Raw genomic sequence first — 15,243 nt, forward strand, 5'->3', positions numbered from 1 at the left:
TTCATTTTTATTTTTATCCGGCCCCCACATAGTTCTACCACAGTTTTATCGGCGGCCGCTCAGTTGTTTAATCTTCCCAGCTACGGGACCGGGGTGGGGGCGGTAAAGGGCGCCCGGCCGATCGGCTGGGGAAGGGCGCGCGGGTGTGGCGCCGAGGCCGCGTCCGCCCGCCTCACCCTTTGCCGGCCGTTCCTCGTCCGGCACGGACCTTGCTCAGCTGTCGGCATGATCAGCGGGAGTGCCGGAGCGTAGAGATCAGGCGGTATCGCTCATGCCAAAGATATCAGGTCGGTCCGGGCGGCAGAGAGTCCTTCTCGAACTCGGCGTTGCTTCGATCGTGCGCGATCGAGGTCGCGCATTTTCTTGCGAGGGTGCCGGATCGGGAAACAATCTCGACAAGAACGTCCCCGATACGTTTGCCGGCCGGCAGACCAGCGGCACCGAGGAAGAGGACAGGCCGTGAAGGCTCAGCCGGAGACGGGCGCGCGGCGGCGCCATCTGATCATTGCCGGATCGGGTCGGGCCGGCACCACCTTCTTGGTTCAGGTGCTCACCGCCTGCGGGTTGGAGACCGAGCTGTCGCGCAACCCCCGCACCGGCTACGACCCCGCGGCGCAGGCGGGGCTGGAGAGCGATCCCCTCAGCGTCCGGGACTGCCCCTACGTCATTAAGAGCCCCTGGGCCTACCAGTTCGTCGATCAGTTCCTCGCCGACGACACGGTGCGGCTCGACGGGGCGATCCTGCCGGTGCGCGACCTGCGCGAGGCGGTCACCAGCCGCATCGCGCTCGAACTCAACAGCCTCTACGCGCGGCCGGGCACGGCGGCGCTCGAAGCGCCCTGGCGGGACTTCGGCACTGTGCCGGGCGGCGTCACCTACTCGCTCGAACCGCTCGATCAGGCGCGCATCCTCGGCCACGCCTTCCATACCCTGGTGGAGCGGCTGCTCGATCACGACGTGCCGCTCTGCCTGATCAAGTTCCCCCGCTTCGCGCAGGATGCCGACTACCTCTACGACAAGCTGCGCCCGTTCCTGCCGCCGGAACTCGACCGGGCCGGGTTCGGCCGGGCGCTCGCCAGCGTGGCGGATGCGGGGAAGATCCGGGTGAGCCGCGAACTCAGCCGGGATGCGACGGCGGGCGCCCTGCCCTCCCTGGAGGAGGTGGAGCGCATCGCCCTGAAGCGGCAGGTCGCGTCCCTGCGTCAGCGGCTGGAGCGGGTCGAGCGGCTGTCGCGACCGTTCCGGCTCGGCGGCCGGGCCTGGGCGAAGAGCGCGCGCACCCTGCACGAGACGGCGTTCCGGATGCGGCGGGTGCTCAGGGGCGGAACGGCGACGGGCGAGGGAAAAGGGCCCGGGATCAGATCAGACGCGTGAGGATCAGCGCCGCCGTCACGGCCGGGGCGGCGGCGGCCGCCATGGCCCAGGGCCAGACCGGCGGGAGCCGCGAGCGGCGGTTGTCGTTGGCGGCCCGGGGCGCCGCGCGGCGGCGGACCACGTAATGCGACAGCCGAACGATCGGTTGCTCGCGGGGCGGGCGGGAGGGGGAGGTGATCGAGTGGCGACAGATCGGCATGGCCCTGATCAACAGGCGAGCCTGGCCAACCGTTCCGTCCGGCGCGCGGGATAAGATGATCCCCGGCGGACGGCGGACGAAGGGCCGCATCGGCCCCCTCACCACAGCGAGAATTCGGTGGCGAAATCCGTTGTCCGCAGCGGGCATTTCGGCGCGGGGCAGGGCTCGGCCGGGACGGTCGCGAGCACCCCGTCCGCCCCCGCCTCGAAGCGCAGGCGCACCGGTGGGTCGTCCTCCTTGGCGTAGGCGAGGCGCACCTCGAACCGCACCGCGTCGAAGGTCTTGCGGTCGGCGTAGACGATGACGTCGCGGGAGAGGGATTCGCCCGGATTGAGGTCGGAGGGCTCGCTCGGCAGGGGCGTCGCGCCGGAGAACAGCAGGCCCTGGCGCAGGATCGGCGCGCCGCCGCTCTCGCGCACGTAGTCGCGGGCGGAATCGACGTTCGCCGAACCCGAGAGGGAGGCCTTGAAGGCGGCCTCCCGCGCCGCCTCGTCCGCGCCCGGCTCGGAGAAGCGGGTGCGGATGCCGATCACGGTATAGGTGAGCCCGAGCACCCGCACGCCCGCCTGGCCGACATTGGTGCGGGTCACGGTCGAGCGGATCGCCACCCGGTCGCCGCGCTCGCCGACGCGGGCGAGGTCGGTCTTCACCGAGACCGAGGGCGGGGCGAGCCCCGGCTTGATCCGCGCCTCGTAGACGAAGGTGTAGACGCCCCAGGCCCCCGCCCCGAGGATCGCCAGCGTCTGCACCAGGGTGTTGGCGCCCTCGAGGCCGAGGCGCCGCCGCTCCCGTCGCGGCGTCTCACGATCCTCGCGCGGGAGCGTGCCCTGGGTCGTCATGCGGCGGTTCTCCCGTGTCTGTCCCTTGCATTGCCGGGGCAAACGCGAAACGCCCTTTCCCCGGTCCGAATTTTTTGGGAAGGGGTCTCGTCATGACCGAGCCCTTCTCCATCCTGCTCATCGGCTCCGGCGGGCGCGAGCACGCCCTGGCCTGGGCCATCGCGAAGTCGCCGCTCTGCGCGACGCTGTTCGTCGCGCCGGGCAATCCCGGCACGGCGCAGCACGGCGAGAACCGGCCGGACCTCGCCGTGTCCGACCACGCGGCGGTGGTCGCCTTCTGCCGATCCGAAAACGTCGGGCTGGTGGTGGTGGGGCCGGAGGCGCCCCTGGTCGCCGGGCTCGTCGACGACCTTCAGGCCGCCGGCATCCCCGCCTTCGGCCCGACCCGGGCCGCGGCGCAGCTCGAGGGCTCGAAGGGGTTCACCAAGGATCTCTGCGCCGAGCACGACATCCCGACCGCCGCCTTCGCCCGCTTCACGGCGTTGGAGCCGGCGCTGGCCTATCTGAACCAGCGCGGCGCGCCGATCGTGGTCAAGGCCGACGGGCTCGCCGCCGGCAAGGGCGTGACGGTGGCCGAGACGCTGCCCGAGGCGGAGGCCGCCGTGCGGGCGATCCTCGACGGAACCGAGGGCGGGGCGCTCGTCATCGAGGAATGCCTGTTCGGCGAGGAGGCGAGCTTCTTCGCGCTCTGCGACGGCACCCGCGCGGTTCCGATCGGCACCGCGCAGGACCACAAGCGCGTCCATGACGGCGATCGCGGCCCCAATACGGGCGGCATGGGCGCCTATTCCCCCGCCTCCATCGTCACGCCGGAGATCGCCGAGACGGTGATGGCGCGGATCATCGCCCCGACGCTCAAGGGCATGGCCGCGCGGGGCACGCCGTTCTCGGGCATCCTCTATGCCGGGCTGATGCTCACCCGCGAGGGCCCCAAGCTCATCGAGTACAACACCCGCTTCGGCGATCCGGAGACGCAGGTGCTGATGCCGCGCCTGTCCGGCGACCTCGTGCCGGCCCTGCTGGCGGCGGCGAAGGGCGACCTGTCCGGCGTCGAGATCGGCTTCGACGCGTCGCGCGCCGCGCTGACCGTGGTGATGGCGGCGCGGGGCTATCCCGGGGCGGTGACCCGCGGCACGGAGATCCGCGGCGTCGAGACGGCGGGGGACGCGGCGGGCGACGAGACGGTTCTGGTATTCCAGGCCGGCACCCGCCGCGACGGCGACCGGCTGCTGGCCGATGGCGGGCGGGTGCTCGCGGTCATGGCGCTCGGCGCCACCGTGGGGGAGGCGAAGGAGCGCGCCTACGCGGCGGTGCAGCGGATCGACTGGCCGGACGGGTTCTATCGCAGCGACATCGGCGGCCGGGAGGTCGCCCGGGAGGCGGCCTCCGGCGGCGGCTGATGCCCGATTTCCTCGACCTCGCCTTCGCCGCCGCCCGTGAGGCCGCGGCTCTGGGCGAGGTGCCGGTCGGCGCGGCTTTGGTGCGGGACGGGACCGTGCTCGCCGTCGCGGGCAACCGGCCGCGCACGCTGTCCGACCCCACGGCCCATGCCGAGATCCTGGCGATCCGCGCCGCCTGCGCCGCGCTCCGGGACGAGCGGCTCACCGGCTGCGACCTCTACGTGACCCTGGAGCCCTGCCCGATGTGCGCGGGCGCGATCGCCTTCGCCCGCATCCGCCGGCTCTACTACGCCGCCTCCGATCCGAAGGGCGGCGGCGTCGAGCACGGCCCCCGCGTGTTCAACCAGCCGACCTGCCACCACGCGCCGGAGGTCTATTCGGGCTTTCGCGAGGACGAGGCGGCGGGGCTCCTGAAAGCGTTCTTCTCACAACGGCGGGGGTGAGCCGGGAGGATCGTCCGACGTCACGCCCGCGCCGCTTCGAGGGGCGAACCCCGGCCGCCCGCGGTGCGTTCGCCTCCCGTCCCGCAACGCACCGGAGCCCCTCCCATGGTCCCGACCTACCAGCGCGCCCTGATCGTCGGGGCCGGCCCCGGCCTGAGCGCGTCCCTGGCGCGCCTGTTCGCGGCGGAGGGGCTGAAGGTCGGCCTCGCCGCGCGCAACACCGAAAAGCTCAACGCCCTCGCCGCGGAGACGGGGGCCGTGGTCCATGCCTGCGACGCCACCGATCCGGGCGCGGTCGAGGCCCTGTTCCCCCGGCTCGAACCGGCGCTCGGCGGCGCGCCGGACGTGGTGGTCTACAATGCCAGCGGCCGGCTGCGCGGGGCCACCGTCGATCTCGATCCGGAGGCGGTAGCCCGCGCGCTCGCGGTCTCGGCCTATGGCGGCTTCCTCGTGGCCCAGGCCGCCGCCCGGCGGATGCTTCCGCATCGCCACGGCGCGATCCTGTTCACCGGCGCCTCGGCGAGCGTGAAGGGGTTTTCGGGGTCGGCCGCCTTCGCCATGGGCAAGTTCGCCCTGCGCGGCCTGGCGCAGAGCCTCGCCCGCGAGTGGCAGCCCCAGGGCATCCACGTCGCTCACATCGTGATCGACGGCGCGATCCGCTCCCCAGCGCGGCCCGATCCGGAGGGGCAGCCCGACGCGACCCTCGACCCGGACGCGATCGCGAAAAGCTACCTCGCCCTCCTGCGCCAGGACCGCAGCGCCTGGACCGACGAGATCGCCCTGCGGCCGTGGGTCGAGCGCTTCTGAGGCGTCACGCCGCCAGAAAGCTCCGCAACGCCTGCAAGGTCGGCTCCGGCGCCTCCTCGGTCATGAAGTGGCCCGAGGCGATCTGCACGCCTTGCGCGTTCGGCGCGAAGGTCCGCTGCCAGACGGTCAGCGCGGGCTCCGGCCTGTCCCGGTTGAGATAGGCCTCGCTCGCGAGCACCAGCACCGGCATCGGCAGGGTCCGGCCCGCGGCGAGGTCGTCGCGATCGGCGGCGCGGTCCGGCCCGTCGGCGCCGCCCGCCCGGTAATCCTCGCACATCGCGTGGATGCGCTCGGGCACGTTCCAGGCCTGCCGGTAGAGGGTGAGCGCCCGCGGGTCGAAGACGGCGAGGTCGCCCGCGGCGGTCCAGCCGCGCAGCAGCCCCTCGAAATAGGCGTCCGGGTCGCGGCGGATCGCGTCCTCCGGCTCCGGGGCCGGGCGCGACAGGAACGGCCAGTGCGGGTTCGCGCCGGGCTTCGCCTCGATGCGGGTCCACTGCACCTCGGTCGGCACGATGTCGAGGATCGCCAGCCGCTCGATCCGGCCGGGTTCGTCCAGGGCGAGCCGGTAGCTGACGCGGGCGCCGCGGTCGTGGCCGGCCAGCGCGAAGCGGACATGGCCGAGCCGCTCCATCACCGCGACGATCTCCGCCCCGAGCCGCCGCTTGGCGTAGGCGTTCGCCCCGTGTTCGGAGGCGGGCGCCGCCGACCAGCCGTAGCCCTTCAGGTCGAGGACGATGACCCGGTGCGTCTCGGCGAGCCGCGGCGCCAGCCGGTGCCACATCGCGTGGCACTGCGGGAAACCGTGCAGCAGAAGGAGCGGCGGTGCCGTCTCGGGGCCGCCGGCCCGGCCGAACCAGCGGCCCGCCGGCCCCTCGATCCAGAGCGGCTCGAAACCGGGAAACAGGTCGTCGCCCTCTGCCATCCGCCAGCCTCCGTCGCGTCCATGCCGCGGACAACGGTTCGTCGGGAGGAAAGCTCCGCAGGCCGGATCGACGGCGCGGCTCGGCAATCTGAGATTGAGTGAGATGACCTGACGGAAACATGCGGTTCGGACGTAATCGTTCGGCAGGCCTCGTCTTCGACGTCACCGGGTGGACCAGATCTTGGGCAGGATGATCAAGTCGTGGGCAGGAGGAAATATTTACATTTTCGATCAAAGATCCGGCCCACCTACGGTGATACCATGCCTTTGAATGACATCGAAGAGTTGGCGCGAATCGCCTTCGATTGGCTCTGGGCCACCGATGCCGAGGATCGATTCAGCTCCATCTCCTCCGGGGCCGAGCGCCTGCTGGGCCGCAGCCCGGAGAGCCTGATCGGGACCGCGCGGTCGGCCCTGATCTGCGAGGAGGAGGGGGCGGGCCTCGCCGCCTACCGCGAGACGATCGCCGCGCGCCGCCCGTTCCGCGAGCTGACCTACGTCTACCGCCATCCCGACGGCGCGCCGCGCTGGTTCGAGATCAGCGGTCGCCCGGTCTTCTCGCCCGAGGGCGAATTCCTGGGCTACCGGGGCGTCGGCAGCGACGTCAGCGAGCAGCACCGGACCCGGATCGCCCTGGTCGAGGCTCATGCCCAGCTCAGCGAGCAGAACCGGCGCTTCGACGCCGCCCTGGAGAACATGAGCCAGGGCCTGTGCATGTTCGACGCGAGGCAGCGGCTCCTGGTGTGGAACCGGCGCTACCTGGAGATCTTCGGCCTCCCCGAGGACGCCGTCCATGTCGGCATGAGCCAGCGCGCCATCATCGAGACGCTGGTGGCGATCGGGTGCTACAAGCGCGGCGTCACGGTCGACGCGATCAGCGAAGGCACCCGCACGTCGCTGACCGGAGACGGGCCGAAATCGGTGCTGCGCGAACTCGCCGACGGGCGGGTCATCGCCGTGACCCACCGGCCCATGGCCGAGGGCGGCGGCTGGGTGGCGACCTTCGAGGACATCACCGAGCGGCGGCGCAACGAGGCGCGCATCATCCACATGGCCCGGCACGACGGCCTCACCGACCTGCCCAACCGCACCCGCCTGCGCGAGATCGGCTCCGAGTGGATCGAGGCACTGCGCACCGACGCCGAGTCGCCGCTCGCCGTGCTCTGCCTCGACCTCGACCGGTTCAAGCCGGTCAACGACAGCTTCGGCCACGCGGTCGGCGATCACCTGCTGCGGGCGGTGGCCGAGAGGCTGCGGGGCCATGTGCGCAGCCACGACGTGGTGGCGCGGCTCGGGGGCGACGAGTTCGCCGTGCTCTCCCGCGTCGAGGATGCGGCCGGGGCCGCGGCACTGGCCGAGCGCCTGATCGAGGTGGTCGCCGCGCCCTACGCCCTCGACGGGATCGTCGTCGAGATCGGGATGAGCGTCGGCATCGCCCTGGCCGCCTGCGATGTCCCGCAGGATATCGAGCGCCTCCTCAAGGAGGCCGACCTCGCCCTCTACGAGGCGAAGACCGAGGGGCGCGGCACCGTCCGCCTGTTCGAGCCGCAGATGGACGAGACCATGCGCGAGCGGCTCGGCCTCGAACGCGAACTGCGCGAGGCGCTCGCGCAGGACTGTTTCGAACTCCACTATCAGCCGCTCGTGGATCTGTCCGACAACCGCATCACCGGCATGGAGGCGCTGCTCCGCTGGCACCATCCCGAGCGCGGCCTCGTGAGCCCGGCGGTGTTCATCCCGCTGGCCGAGGAGACCGGGCTGATCGTGCCGATCGGCGAGTGGGTGCTGCACCAGGCCTGCCGGGACGCCGCCGCCTGGCCCGGCGAGATCAGCGTGGCGGTCAACGTCTCGCCGCTGCAGCTGCGCCACCGCGGCTTCGTCCAGAGCGTGCTCGGCGCGCTGGCGGGCAGCGGCCTCAAGGCGAGCCGCCTGGAGCTGGAGATCACCGAGAGCGTGCTGCTCGACGACACCGAGGCGAATCTCGAGACGCTCCACACCCTGCGCAAGCTCGGCGTGCGCATCTCCATGGACGATTTCGGCACCGGCTACTCCTCCATCAGCTACCTGCGCCGCTTCCCCTTCGACAAGATCAAGATCGACCGCTCCTTCGTGCGCGACTGCGCCGCCCAGTCGGAGGCCGGCGCGATCATCCGCGCCATCGTCAGCCTGGGGGCGAGCCTCGGCATCACGACGCTGGTCGAAGGCGTCGAGACCGAGCCGCAGCTCGCCACCGTCCGGGCGGAGGGGGCGCAGGAGGTGCAGGGCTACCTGTTCAGCCCGCCCCGGCCGGTCGGCGAGATCGCCGGCCTGCTCGGAACCGGGGTCGCGGCCGCGCAGCGGCCCGCGCCGACGCTGGCAGCCTGAGGATCCTCCGCAAGAGATCGATCGCGCGATCGTCCTGACCGCGTTCGGAGCGCTCCGGGGACATCCCCGGGGCGCCGTCCGCGGGTCGCGGCTCCGCCCCGCCGGCGGAACAGGGGCCGCGCGGCTGCCGTTCCTCCTCCAAGGCCTCTGGGGGCGGGCGCCGCATCCGGACCGGGTGCGCGGGCCGAGAGCGTCAGGAACGCTTCGCTCCGGTCACCGTTTTCAGCGCCATCGACGGAACGATTCCGGCAGCTTGGCAATTTTCCAAGCCAGGACAGACGTTCAAGACACCGTCCAAGACGGACGTCAGGAGGATACCATGATCGGTTGGGCTGTTACCTTTCTCGTCGTCGCTCTGATCGCCGCTCTGCTCGGCTTCGGCGGCATCGCCGGCACCGCCATGGAGGCGGCCAAGATCGTGTTCTTCGTCGCGATCGCGCTGTTCCTGATCTCGGCGGTGATGGGCGCCGTGCGCGGTCGCTCGCCGCGGTTGTGACGACCTGAACCCTCGGGGTTCGATGAAAGGGCGGTCCGCGAGGGCCGCCTTTTCCTTTTGCGCGGACCCCCGCTCTGGTAAGGGGCGCGGATGACCGACAAGCCAGACCCCTCCCCGGCCGCGCCCGCGGACCAGCCCGTGGATCAAGCCGCCGCGCCCGAGGGCGAGCGCATCGCCAAGGCCATCGCCCGCGCCGGCATCGCCTCCCGCCGCGACGCCGAGGCGATGATCGAGGCCGGCCGCGTCAGCCTCAACGGCAAGATCCTGACCTCGCCGGCGATCAACGTCACCGAGTCCGACCGCATCGCCATCGACGGCGAGCCCCTGCCCGCCCGGGAGCGCACCCGGCTGTGGCTGCTGCACAAGCCGCGCGGCGTCGTGACCACCGCCCGCGACCCGGAAGGCCGCCAGACCGTGTTCGACGGGCTGCCCGACGACCTGCCGCGGGTCGTCGCCATCGGCCGGCTCGACATCAACACGGAGGGGCTCCTGCTCCTCACCAACGACGGCGGGCTCGCCAAGGTGATCGCCCACCCCGATACCGGCTGGCTGCGCCGCTACCGCGTGCGCGCCTTCGGCGACATCACCCAGGCGGATCTCGACCGGCTCAAGAAGGGCGTGACCGTCGATGGCATGGAGTACGGCCCCGTCGAGGCGACCCTCGACCGGGTCCAGGGCGACAACCTCTGGCTCACCCTCGGCCTGCGCGAGGGCAAGAACCGCGAGGTCAAGCGCATCCTCGAACATCTCGGCCTCTCCGTGAACCGGCTGATCCGGCTCTCGTTCGGGCCGTTCCAGCTCGGCGACCTCGAAGTCGGGCTCGTCGAGGAGATCCGCACCAAGGTGCTGAAGGAGCAGCTGGGAAAGAGCCTCGCCGAACAGGCCGGCGTCGATTTCGAGAGCCCGGTGCGCGAGACCATCGCCCCGTTCGGCAGCCCGAAGAAGGCCGCCCGCGCCAAGCCCGAGGCGCCCGCCGGGCGGGGCCGGCCCGATCCGCGCGGTGAGGCCCGCGGTGAGGGCCGCTCCGGCGGCCGCGATGCCCGCGGCAGCGCGGCGGGCCGTCCGCCCCGCGATCCGGCCCGGCCCGCCGCTCCCGCCCGCGCCGCGCGTCCGGCGCAGCGGGCGCCCTCGCCCACCGTGTGGCGGGCCGAGGACGAGACCCGTCCCCGCGCCAGCAAGGTGCCGCGCCGGGGCACGGACCCGAAGAGCGCCCGCGCGGCGGCGGCCGAGCGCGGCCGCGAGCGGGTCGGCGCGATCCAGGCGGCGGGCGAACGCCGGGTGCTGGTCGAGCGGCTCCAGCCCTCGCCGGAGACGCCCGCCCCCGAGCCCCACCGCCGGGTCCGCTTCCGCAAGGAGGAGGAGCGGCCCGAGCGCCCGGAGCGCTCCCGCGAGGATCGGCGCGAAGACCGTCGCGAAGACCGTCGCGAAGACCGGCCGCGCCGGGACGCGCCCGCGGGCGATGCCCGGCCCCGCCGCCGCGAGGCCGGGGAGGCCGCCGCGCCCGAGCGGCGCGGGCCCCCGCGCGAGCGCCGGTCCGAGACCGAGGGCCGTCCGCCCCGCGCGCGGAGCGAGGGCCGTCCGCCGCGCGACCGCGGCGAGGGGGCGCCCCGCCGGGAGCGTCCGGCCGAAGCGGGCGCGCCGGAACGGCGCGGTCCCCCGCGCGACCGGCCCCGCGCCTTCGAGGGCGAGCGTCCCGCCCGCGCCCCGCGCGGCGAGGGAGAGCGCGGCGGCTTCCGCAAAGGTCCGGGCGCGGGTCCTGGCGCCGGTCCCGGCGGCAAGCCGGGCTTCAAGGGCGGTGCCCGCGACGGGGCCAAGGGGAATGCCAGGGGCGCTCCGAAGGGCGACTTCAAGCCCGGCGGCCGGCCCGGCGGCGGTCGTCCGGGCGGTCGTCCCGGCGGCAAGCCCGGTGGAAAGCCCGGCGGCGCCGGGGGGCGTCCCGGCGGCGGCAAGCCGGGGCCGCGCGGCGGCCGTCCCGGCCGTACGCCGCGCGGTGACGCGTAGGGTCTGAGGCGTGCGGATCGTCGGCGGCGAGTGGCGCGGGCGCCGGCTCGCCGGGCCGAAGGCGGAGGGCATCCGCCCGACCTCCGACCGCCTGCGCGAGGCCCTGTTCAACGTGCTGGCCCACGCCTACGACGATGCGGTCGAGGATGCGGTGGTGCTCGACCTGTTCGCGGGCACCGGCGCGCTCGGCTTCGAGGCGCTCTCCCGCGGCGCCGCCCGGGCCATCTTCGTGGACGAGGGGCGCCAGGCCGGCGCGCTGATCCGCGAGGGCATCGCCGCGCTCGGCTGCGAGACGCGCGCCCGGCTGATCCAGCGCGACGCGACCCGGCTCGGACCCGCCCCGGATGCCGCCTCCCTGGTCTTCTGCGACCCGCCCTACCGGAAGGGGCTCGCCCCCGCGGCGCTCGCCGCGGCGGCGGCCGGCGGCTGGCTGAGTCCCGGCGCCCTGGTCCTGGTCGAGGAGGCCGCCGAGGCCGGCCCGGTCCTGCCGCCCGGCTTCGCGGAGCTGGAGCGGCGCAGCTACGGCGAGACGGCGGTGACGTTCGGCCGGTTCGGGGGCTGAGATCCTTTTTTGGGACCGGTTCGTCGCGTGCATCGGGTTCGATCGCGACCCGACCGGGTTCATACGATGTCCGATTGATCCGCTCGGGCTCTGCTCCGCCGTCATCGCGAGGCGGAGCCGAAGCGATCCAGCGCGCGACCTCTCCGGAAAAGGCGCACCCTGGATTGCCACGGCTTCGCCTCGCAATGACGAGGGAAAGACCGAAGCGATCAACCGGATGACACATCAGGCACCGGACAGGAGTCCCAGCAGATCCTGGACCGTGCCGTAGAGCGCGAGACCGAGGACGAGGATCGCCACGATCCCGCCCAGGGCGTTCACGGGCCGGCTGCGGCCGTCGCGCAGCCCGTGGAGCGCGGAACGCAGCGTTCCGATGACCGCCGCGATCACCGGCACGGCCCAGGCGCCCAGCAGAAGACCCATCGCGACGGGGCCTTTGAACGCGCTGCCCGCGGTGACGACGGCCAGGGTCGCGGCCAGGTAGACGGCGAGCGTCACGAGCAGCGACAGCCACGTGCCGAGTGCGCCGCTCCAGTGCCGGGCGATGACGGATCGCATGGTCAAACCTCTTCCTCGGCGCGCGGCCGCGTCAGCCCGTCCCGGTGCTTCGAAGCGGGGGAGGAATGATGCGCCGCCACCATGCAGGAACGATGAAGCCGCGGGGCCGGCGCGGCCGCGGCGGCACCACGCCCGTGACCCTTTCCGGTTCGGTGCCCTATCTCGCTCGGGCAACGCCCGTCCCGCGAAGGAGGCCCGCGCCCATGCCGCCCATCCTGCCGCCCGTCCTGCCGCCCGTTCCCACCCTTGCCCGCCGAACCCTCCTGCAGGGAACCGCCGCCCTCGCCGCGGCGGGGCTCACCCCGGCCCTGCTGCGCCCGTCCCGCGCCGCGGAGGCCCTGATCAGCCGGCCGATCCCCTCCTCCGGCGAGCGGCTTCCGGCCATGGGCATCGGCACCTCGCGCCGCTACGAGGTGGCGGTGACGCCGGAGGCGACCGCGCCCCTGCGCGAGGCGGTGGAGCGCTTCGTCGCGCTCGGCGGAACGGTGATCGACACCGCCCCGAGCTACGGCACGGCGGAGGACGTGCTCGGCCTGATCCTCGGCGGGCTTCGGGAAAAGATCTTTCTCGCCACCAAGGTCGCGGCCCGCGGCCGGGAGGCGGCGCAGGCCGAGACCGAGCGCTCGTTCCAGCGCCTGCGCACGGACAAGATCGACCTCATCGCCGTGCACAACCTCATCGACACGGAGGTGAACCTCGCCGTCCTGCGCGAGCTGAAGGAGAAGGGCCGCATCCGCTACGTCGGCGTCACGGTCTGGCGCGACGAGCAGTTCCCCGATCTCGAAGCGGTGATGAAGCGGGACAAGCTCGATTTCGTGCAGGTGAACTACGCCCTCGACAGCCGCACCGCGGCGGAGCGCATCCTGCCGCTCGCCGCCGAGCGCGGCGTGGCGGTGATGGTCAACGTGCCGTTCGGCCGCGACCGCCTGTTCAAGGCGGTGAAGGACAAGCCCCTGCCCGACTTCGCCGCCGAATTCGGCTGCAGGAGCTGGGCGCAGTTCTTCCTCAAATACGTGCTGGCCAACGACGCCGTCACCTGCCCGATCCCCGGGATGGCGAAGGCGGCCTATGTCGAGGACAACCTCGCCGCCGCGACGGGGCGGCTGCCGGACGCCGCCGAGCGGCGCAAGATGGAGGCCTTCATCGATGCGGTCTGACGTTTTTGGGATTTCTTCCGTTCGGCGTGGGGTGCTGGTCCTGCTCGCCGGTACGCTTCTGCTCCCGGCCCTCCCCGCCCAGGCGCAGTCCGAAACGACCAAAAAAATCGGGATCGTCGGGGCCGGCAATATCGGTGGCACGCTCGGCCGGCTCTGGATCAAGGCGGGCTACGAGGTGCTCTTCGCCTCCCGCCACCCGGAGGAACTCAAGCCGCTCGTGGACGAACTCGGCCCCAAGGCGCGGGCCGGCACGCCGGCGGAGGCTTTTCGCTTCGGCAACGCCGTGCTGATCGCGGTGCCCTACAAGGCCTATCCGGAGATCGGGAAGGACAACGCCGCCGCGCTCAGGAACAAGGTGGTGATCGATGCCGGCAACGCGGTGAAGGCCCGCGACGGCGCGATCGCCGACGAGGTCGAGCGCGACGGCATCGGCATCACGTCCGCCAAGTACCTGCCCGGCGCCCGCGTGGTGCGGGCCTTCAACGCGGCGAACTATCGTGTCTTCCAGAAGAATGCCGGCCGGCCCGAGCCGCGCATGGCGGTGCCGATCGCCGGCAACGATCCCAAGGCGCTGGAGACCGCCCGCACCCTGGTCTCGGATGCGGGCTTCGATCCCGTCGTGGTCGGCGAACTGAAGGCGGCCGACACCTTCGCCATGGGCTCGCCCGGCTTCGGCCACGACCTCTCGGCGCCGGAGCTCAAGGAGAAGCTCGGGGTGAAGCCTTGAGCGAGGCCCGAGCCTCCTCGTCAGGCTCCTCCCTCGCCGACCGCCTCGCCCGCCTCATCGATGTGCGGCCGGGCGAGGGCCCGGCGCTCGCATGGTCCTGGGCCTACATCTTCGCCCTGCTCGCGAGCTACTACGTGCTGCGCCCGATCCGCGACCAGATGGGCGTGGCGGGCGGCCTCGAGAACCTGCCGTGGCTGTTCCTGGCGACGCTCGTCGGCATGCTGGCGCTCAACCTGCCCTTCGCGTGGCTGGTGAAGCGCCTGCCGCGGGCGCGCTTCGTGCCCCTCACCTACCGCTTCTTCATCCTCAACATCCTGGTCTTCGCCGCCCTCATCGCCGTGGCGGAGGGCGAGACGGCGGTCTGGGTCGGCCGGGCCTTCTTCGTCTGGCTCTCGATCTTCAACCTGTTCGTGGTCTCGATCTTCTGGGCCACGGTGGTGGACGTGTTCTCGACCGAGCAGGGCAAGCGCCTGTTCGGCTTCATCGCCGCCGGCGCGACGCTCGGCGCCATCTGCGGCTCGGCGGTGACCGCGACGCTCGCCCGCGACGTGCCGACCTGGGCGCTGCTGCTGGCCGCCGCCGTCCTCCTGGAGGCGGCGGTCTTCGCCATGCGCGGCCTCGCGCGCCTGATCGGACGGCTCCACGCCGTGCCGGAGGAATCGCGCGCGGGCGAAACCATCGGCGGCGACGTGCTCGCGGGCATCCGGCGCACGATCGCCTCGCCCTACCTCCTCAACATCGCGCTGTTTCTCGCGCTGTTCTCGGTCACCGCGACCTTCCTGTATTTCGAGCAGGCGGCGGTGGCCAAAAACAATTTCCCCAATCGCGGCGCGCAGACCGCCTTCTTCGCCAGCGTCGATCTCGCCGTGAACGTCCTGACGCTCGGCGTGCAGCTCTTTTTCACCGGGCGCATCACGAAGCGGCTCGGCGTCGGCGTCACGCTCGCCCTGCTGCCGGCGGCGAGCATCGTCGGTTTCGCGGCGCTCGCCCTCTCGCCGACGGTCGCCTCGGTGGTGGTGATCTACGTGCTGCGGCGCGCGGGCAACTTCGCCATCGCCCGGCCGGTGCGCGAGGTGCTGTTCACGGTGGTGCCGCGGGAGGACCGCTACAAGGCGAAAAGCTTCATCGACACGGTGGTCTACCGCCTCGGCGATCAGGTCGGCGCGTGGTCCTATACTGGGCTGGCCGCGCTCGGCTTCGGCGGCCACGCCGCGGCGGTGGTGGCGATACCGCTTTCGGCCGCGTGGCTCCTCAACGCGCTCTGGCTCGGCCGGGCGCAGGCGCGGCGGCAGGCGCAGCGGGAGGAGGGCGTGGCGGACGGGTCCGCCCCGGCGCCGGCCGCGCGGCCGCCGGGCTGACGGCGATCGTGACAAAGGTTACCGTTCGATCCCGAC

15 protein-coding genes are annotated in these 15,243 nt (G+C 72.5%); 11 read left to right on the forward strand and 4 right to left on the reverse strand.

Annotated features, from left to right (window positions below; translation table 11 throughout):
* Window positions 1-459 precede the first annotated feature (459 nt).
* Complete coding sequence (locus tag ABS772_RS18550) at window positions 460-1,374, forward strand: hypothetical protein (RefSeq protein ID WP_350396289.1); 915 nt, start codon at window positions 460-462, stop codon at window positions 1,372-1,374.
* Here the strand turns inward: ABS772_RS18550 and ABS772_RS18555 are convergent.
* Together ABS772_RS18555 and ABS772_RS18560 are read right to left on the reverse strand one after the other, a co-directional pair.
* Window positions 1,358-1,573, reverse strand: coding sequence for a hypothetical protein (locus ABS772_RS18555; protein ID WP_350396290.1), 216 nt, complete (start codon window positions 1,571-1,573; stop codon window positions 1,358-1,360). The genes ABS772_RS18550 and ABS772_RS18555 overlap by 17 nt on opposite strands.
* A gap of 98 nt (window positions 1,574-1,671) precedes the next feature.
* Window positions 1,672-2,412, reverse strand: coding sequence for a hypothetical protein (locus tag ABS772_RS18560; RefSeq protein ID WP_350396291.1), 741 nt, complete (start codon window positions 2,410-2,412; stop codon window positions 1,672-1,674).
* Between the two features lie 92 nt (window positions 2,413-2,504).
* Here ABS772_RS18560 and purD point away from each other — a divergent pair, with 92 nt between their 5' ends.
* From purD to ABS772_RS18575, 3 genes are all read left to right on the forward strand, one after another.
* Window positions 2,505-3,812: a phosphoribosylamine--glycine ligase gene (gene purD, locus ABS772_RS18565; RefSeq protein WP_350396293.1), complete on the forward strand. Its 1,308-nt coding sequence runs from the start codon at window positions 2,505-2,507 to the stop codon at window positions 3,810-3,812.
* Window positions 3,812-4,255, forward strand: a complete 444-nt coding sequence (locus ABS772_RS18570; RefSeq protein WP_350396295.1) for a nucleoside deaminase — start codon at window positions 3,812-3,814, stop codon at window positions 4,253-4,255. The genes purD and ABS772_RS18570 overlap by 1 nt, the downstream gene beginning before the upstream one ends.
* Before the next feature lie 105 nt (window positions 4,256-4,360).
* Window positions 4,361-5,062, forward strand: a complete 702-nt coding sequence (locus ABS772_RS18575; protein ID WP_350396296.1) for an SDR family oxidoreductase — start codon at window positions 4,361-4,363, stop codon at window positions 5,060-5,062.
* Window positions 5,063-5,066: 4 nt separating this feature from the next.
* Here the strand turns inward: ABS772_RS18575 and ABS772_RS18580 are convergent, their stop codons facing one another.
* Window positions 5,067-5,984, reverse strand: a complete 918-nt coding sequence (locus ABS772_RS18580) for an alpha/beta fold hydrolase (protein WP_350396298.1) — start codon at window positions 5,982-5,984, stop codon at window positions 5,067-5,069.
* A gap of 261 nt (window positions 5,985-6,245) precedes the next feature.
* On the opposite strand from ABS772_RS18580, the gene ABS772_RS18585 reads away from it, so the two are divergent.
* From ABS772_RS18585 to rsmD, 4 genes are all read left to right on the forward strand, one after another.
* Entirely contained in the window at window positions 6,246-8,348 is a 2,103-nt protein-coding gene (locus ABS772_RS18585; RefSeq protein WP_350396299.1) for a putative bifunctional diguanylate cyclase/phosphodiesterase, read from the forward strand.
* Window positions 8,349-8,667: 319 nt separating this feature from the next.
* Entirely contained in the window at window positions 8,668-8,844 is a 177-nt protein-coding gene (locus ABS772_RS18590) for a DUF1328 domain-containing protein (RefSeq protein ID WP_012456035.1), read from the forward strand.
* Window positions 8,845-8,934: 90 nt separating this feature from the next.
* Window positions 8,935-10,845 carry a pseudouridine synthase gene (locus ABS772_RS18595; protein WP_350396301.1) on the forward strand — a complete coding sequence of 637 codons (1,911 nt, stop codon included), beginning with the start codon at window positions 8,935-8,937 and terminating at the stop codon, window positions 10,843-10,845.
* A 10-nt stretch (window positions 10,846-10,855) separates the two neighbouring features.
* Complete coding sequence (gene rsmD / locus ABS772_RS18600; RefSeq protein WP_350396302.1) at window positions 10,856-11,407, forward strand: 16S rRNA (guanine(966)-N(2))-methyltransferase RsmD; 552 nt, start codon at window positions 10,856-10,858, stop codon at window positions 11,405-11,407.
* 225 nt (window positions 11,408-11,632) lie between these two features.
* On the opposite strand, the gene ABS772_RS18605 is transcribed toward rsmD, so the two are convergent.
* Window positions 11,633-11,965, reverse strand: a complete 333-nt coding sequence (locus ABS772_RS18605; protein WP_350396303.1) for a hypothetical protein — start codon at window positions 11,963-11,965, stop codon at window positions 11,633-11,635.
* A gap of 203 nt (window positions 11,966-12,168) precedes the next feature.
* Between ABS772_RS18605 and ABS772_RS18610 the strand changes: the two genes are divergently transcribed.
* From ABS772_RS18610 to ABS772_RS18620, 3 genes are read left to right on the forward strand one after another with little or no spacing between them, the layout of a single operon-like run.
* A complete protein-coding gene (locus tag ABS772_RS18610) occupies window positions 12,169-13,122 on the forward strand; it encodes an aldo/keto reductase (RefSeq protein ID WP_350396304.1) in 954 nt (317 codons plus the stop codon).
* Entirely contained in the window at window positions 13,112-13,849 is a 738-nt protein-coding gene (locus ABS772_RS18615; protein ID WP_350396306.1) for an NADPH-dependent F420 reductase, read from the forward strand. Before ABS772_RS18610 ends, ABS772_RS18615 begins: the two co-directional genes overlap by 11 nt.
* Window positions 13,846-15,207: an NTP/NDP exchange transporter gene (locus ABS772_RS18620; protein ID WP_350396308.1), complete on the forward strand. Its 1,362-nt coding sequence runs from the start codon at window positions 13,846-13,848 to the stop codon at window positions 15,205-15,207. The genes ABS772_RS18615 and ABS772_RS18620 overlap by 4 nt, the downstream gene beginning before the upstream one ends.
* Window positions 15,208-15,243 lie beyond the last annotated feature (36 nt).

The sequence above is a fragment of the Methylorubrum podarium genome, assembly GCF_040270385.1.
GTDB lineage: Bacteria > Pseudomonadota > Alphaproteobacteria > Rhizobiales > Beijerinckiaceae > Methylobacterium > Methylobacterium podarium.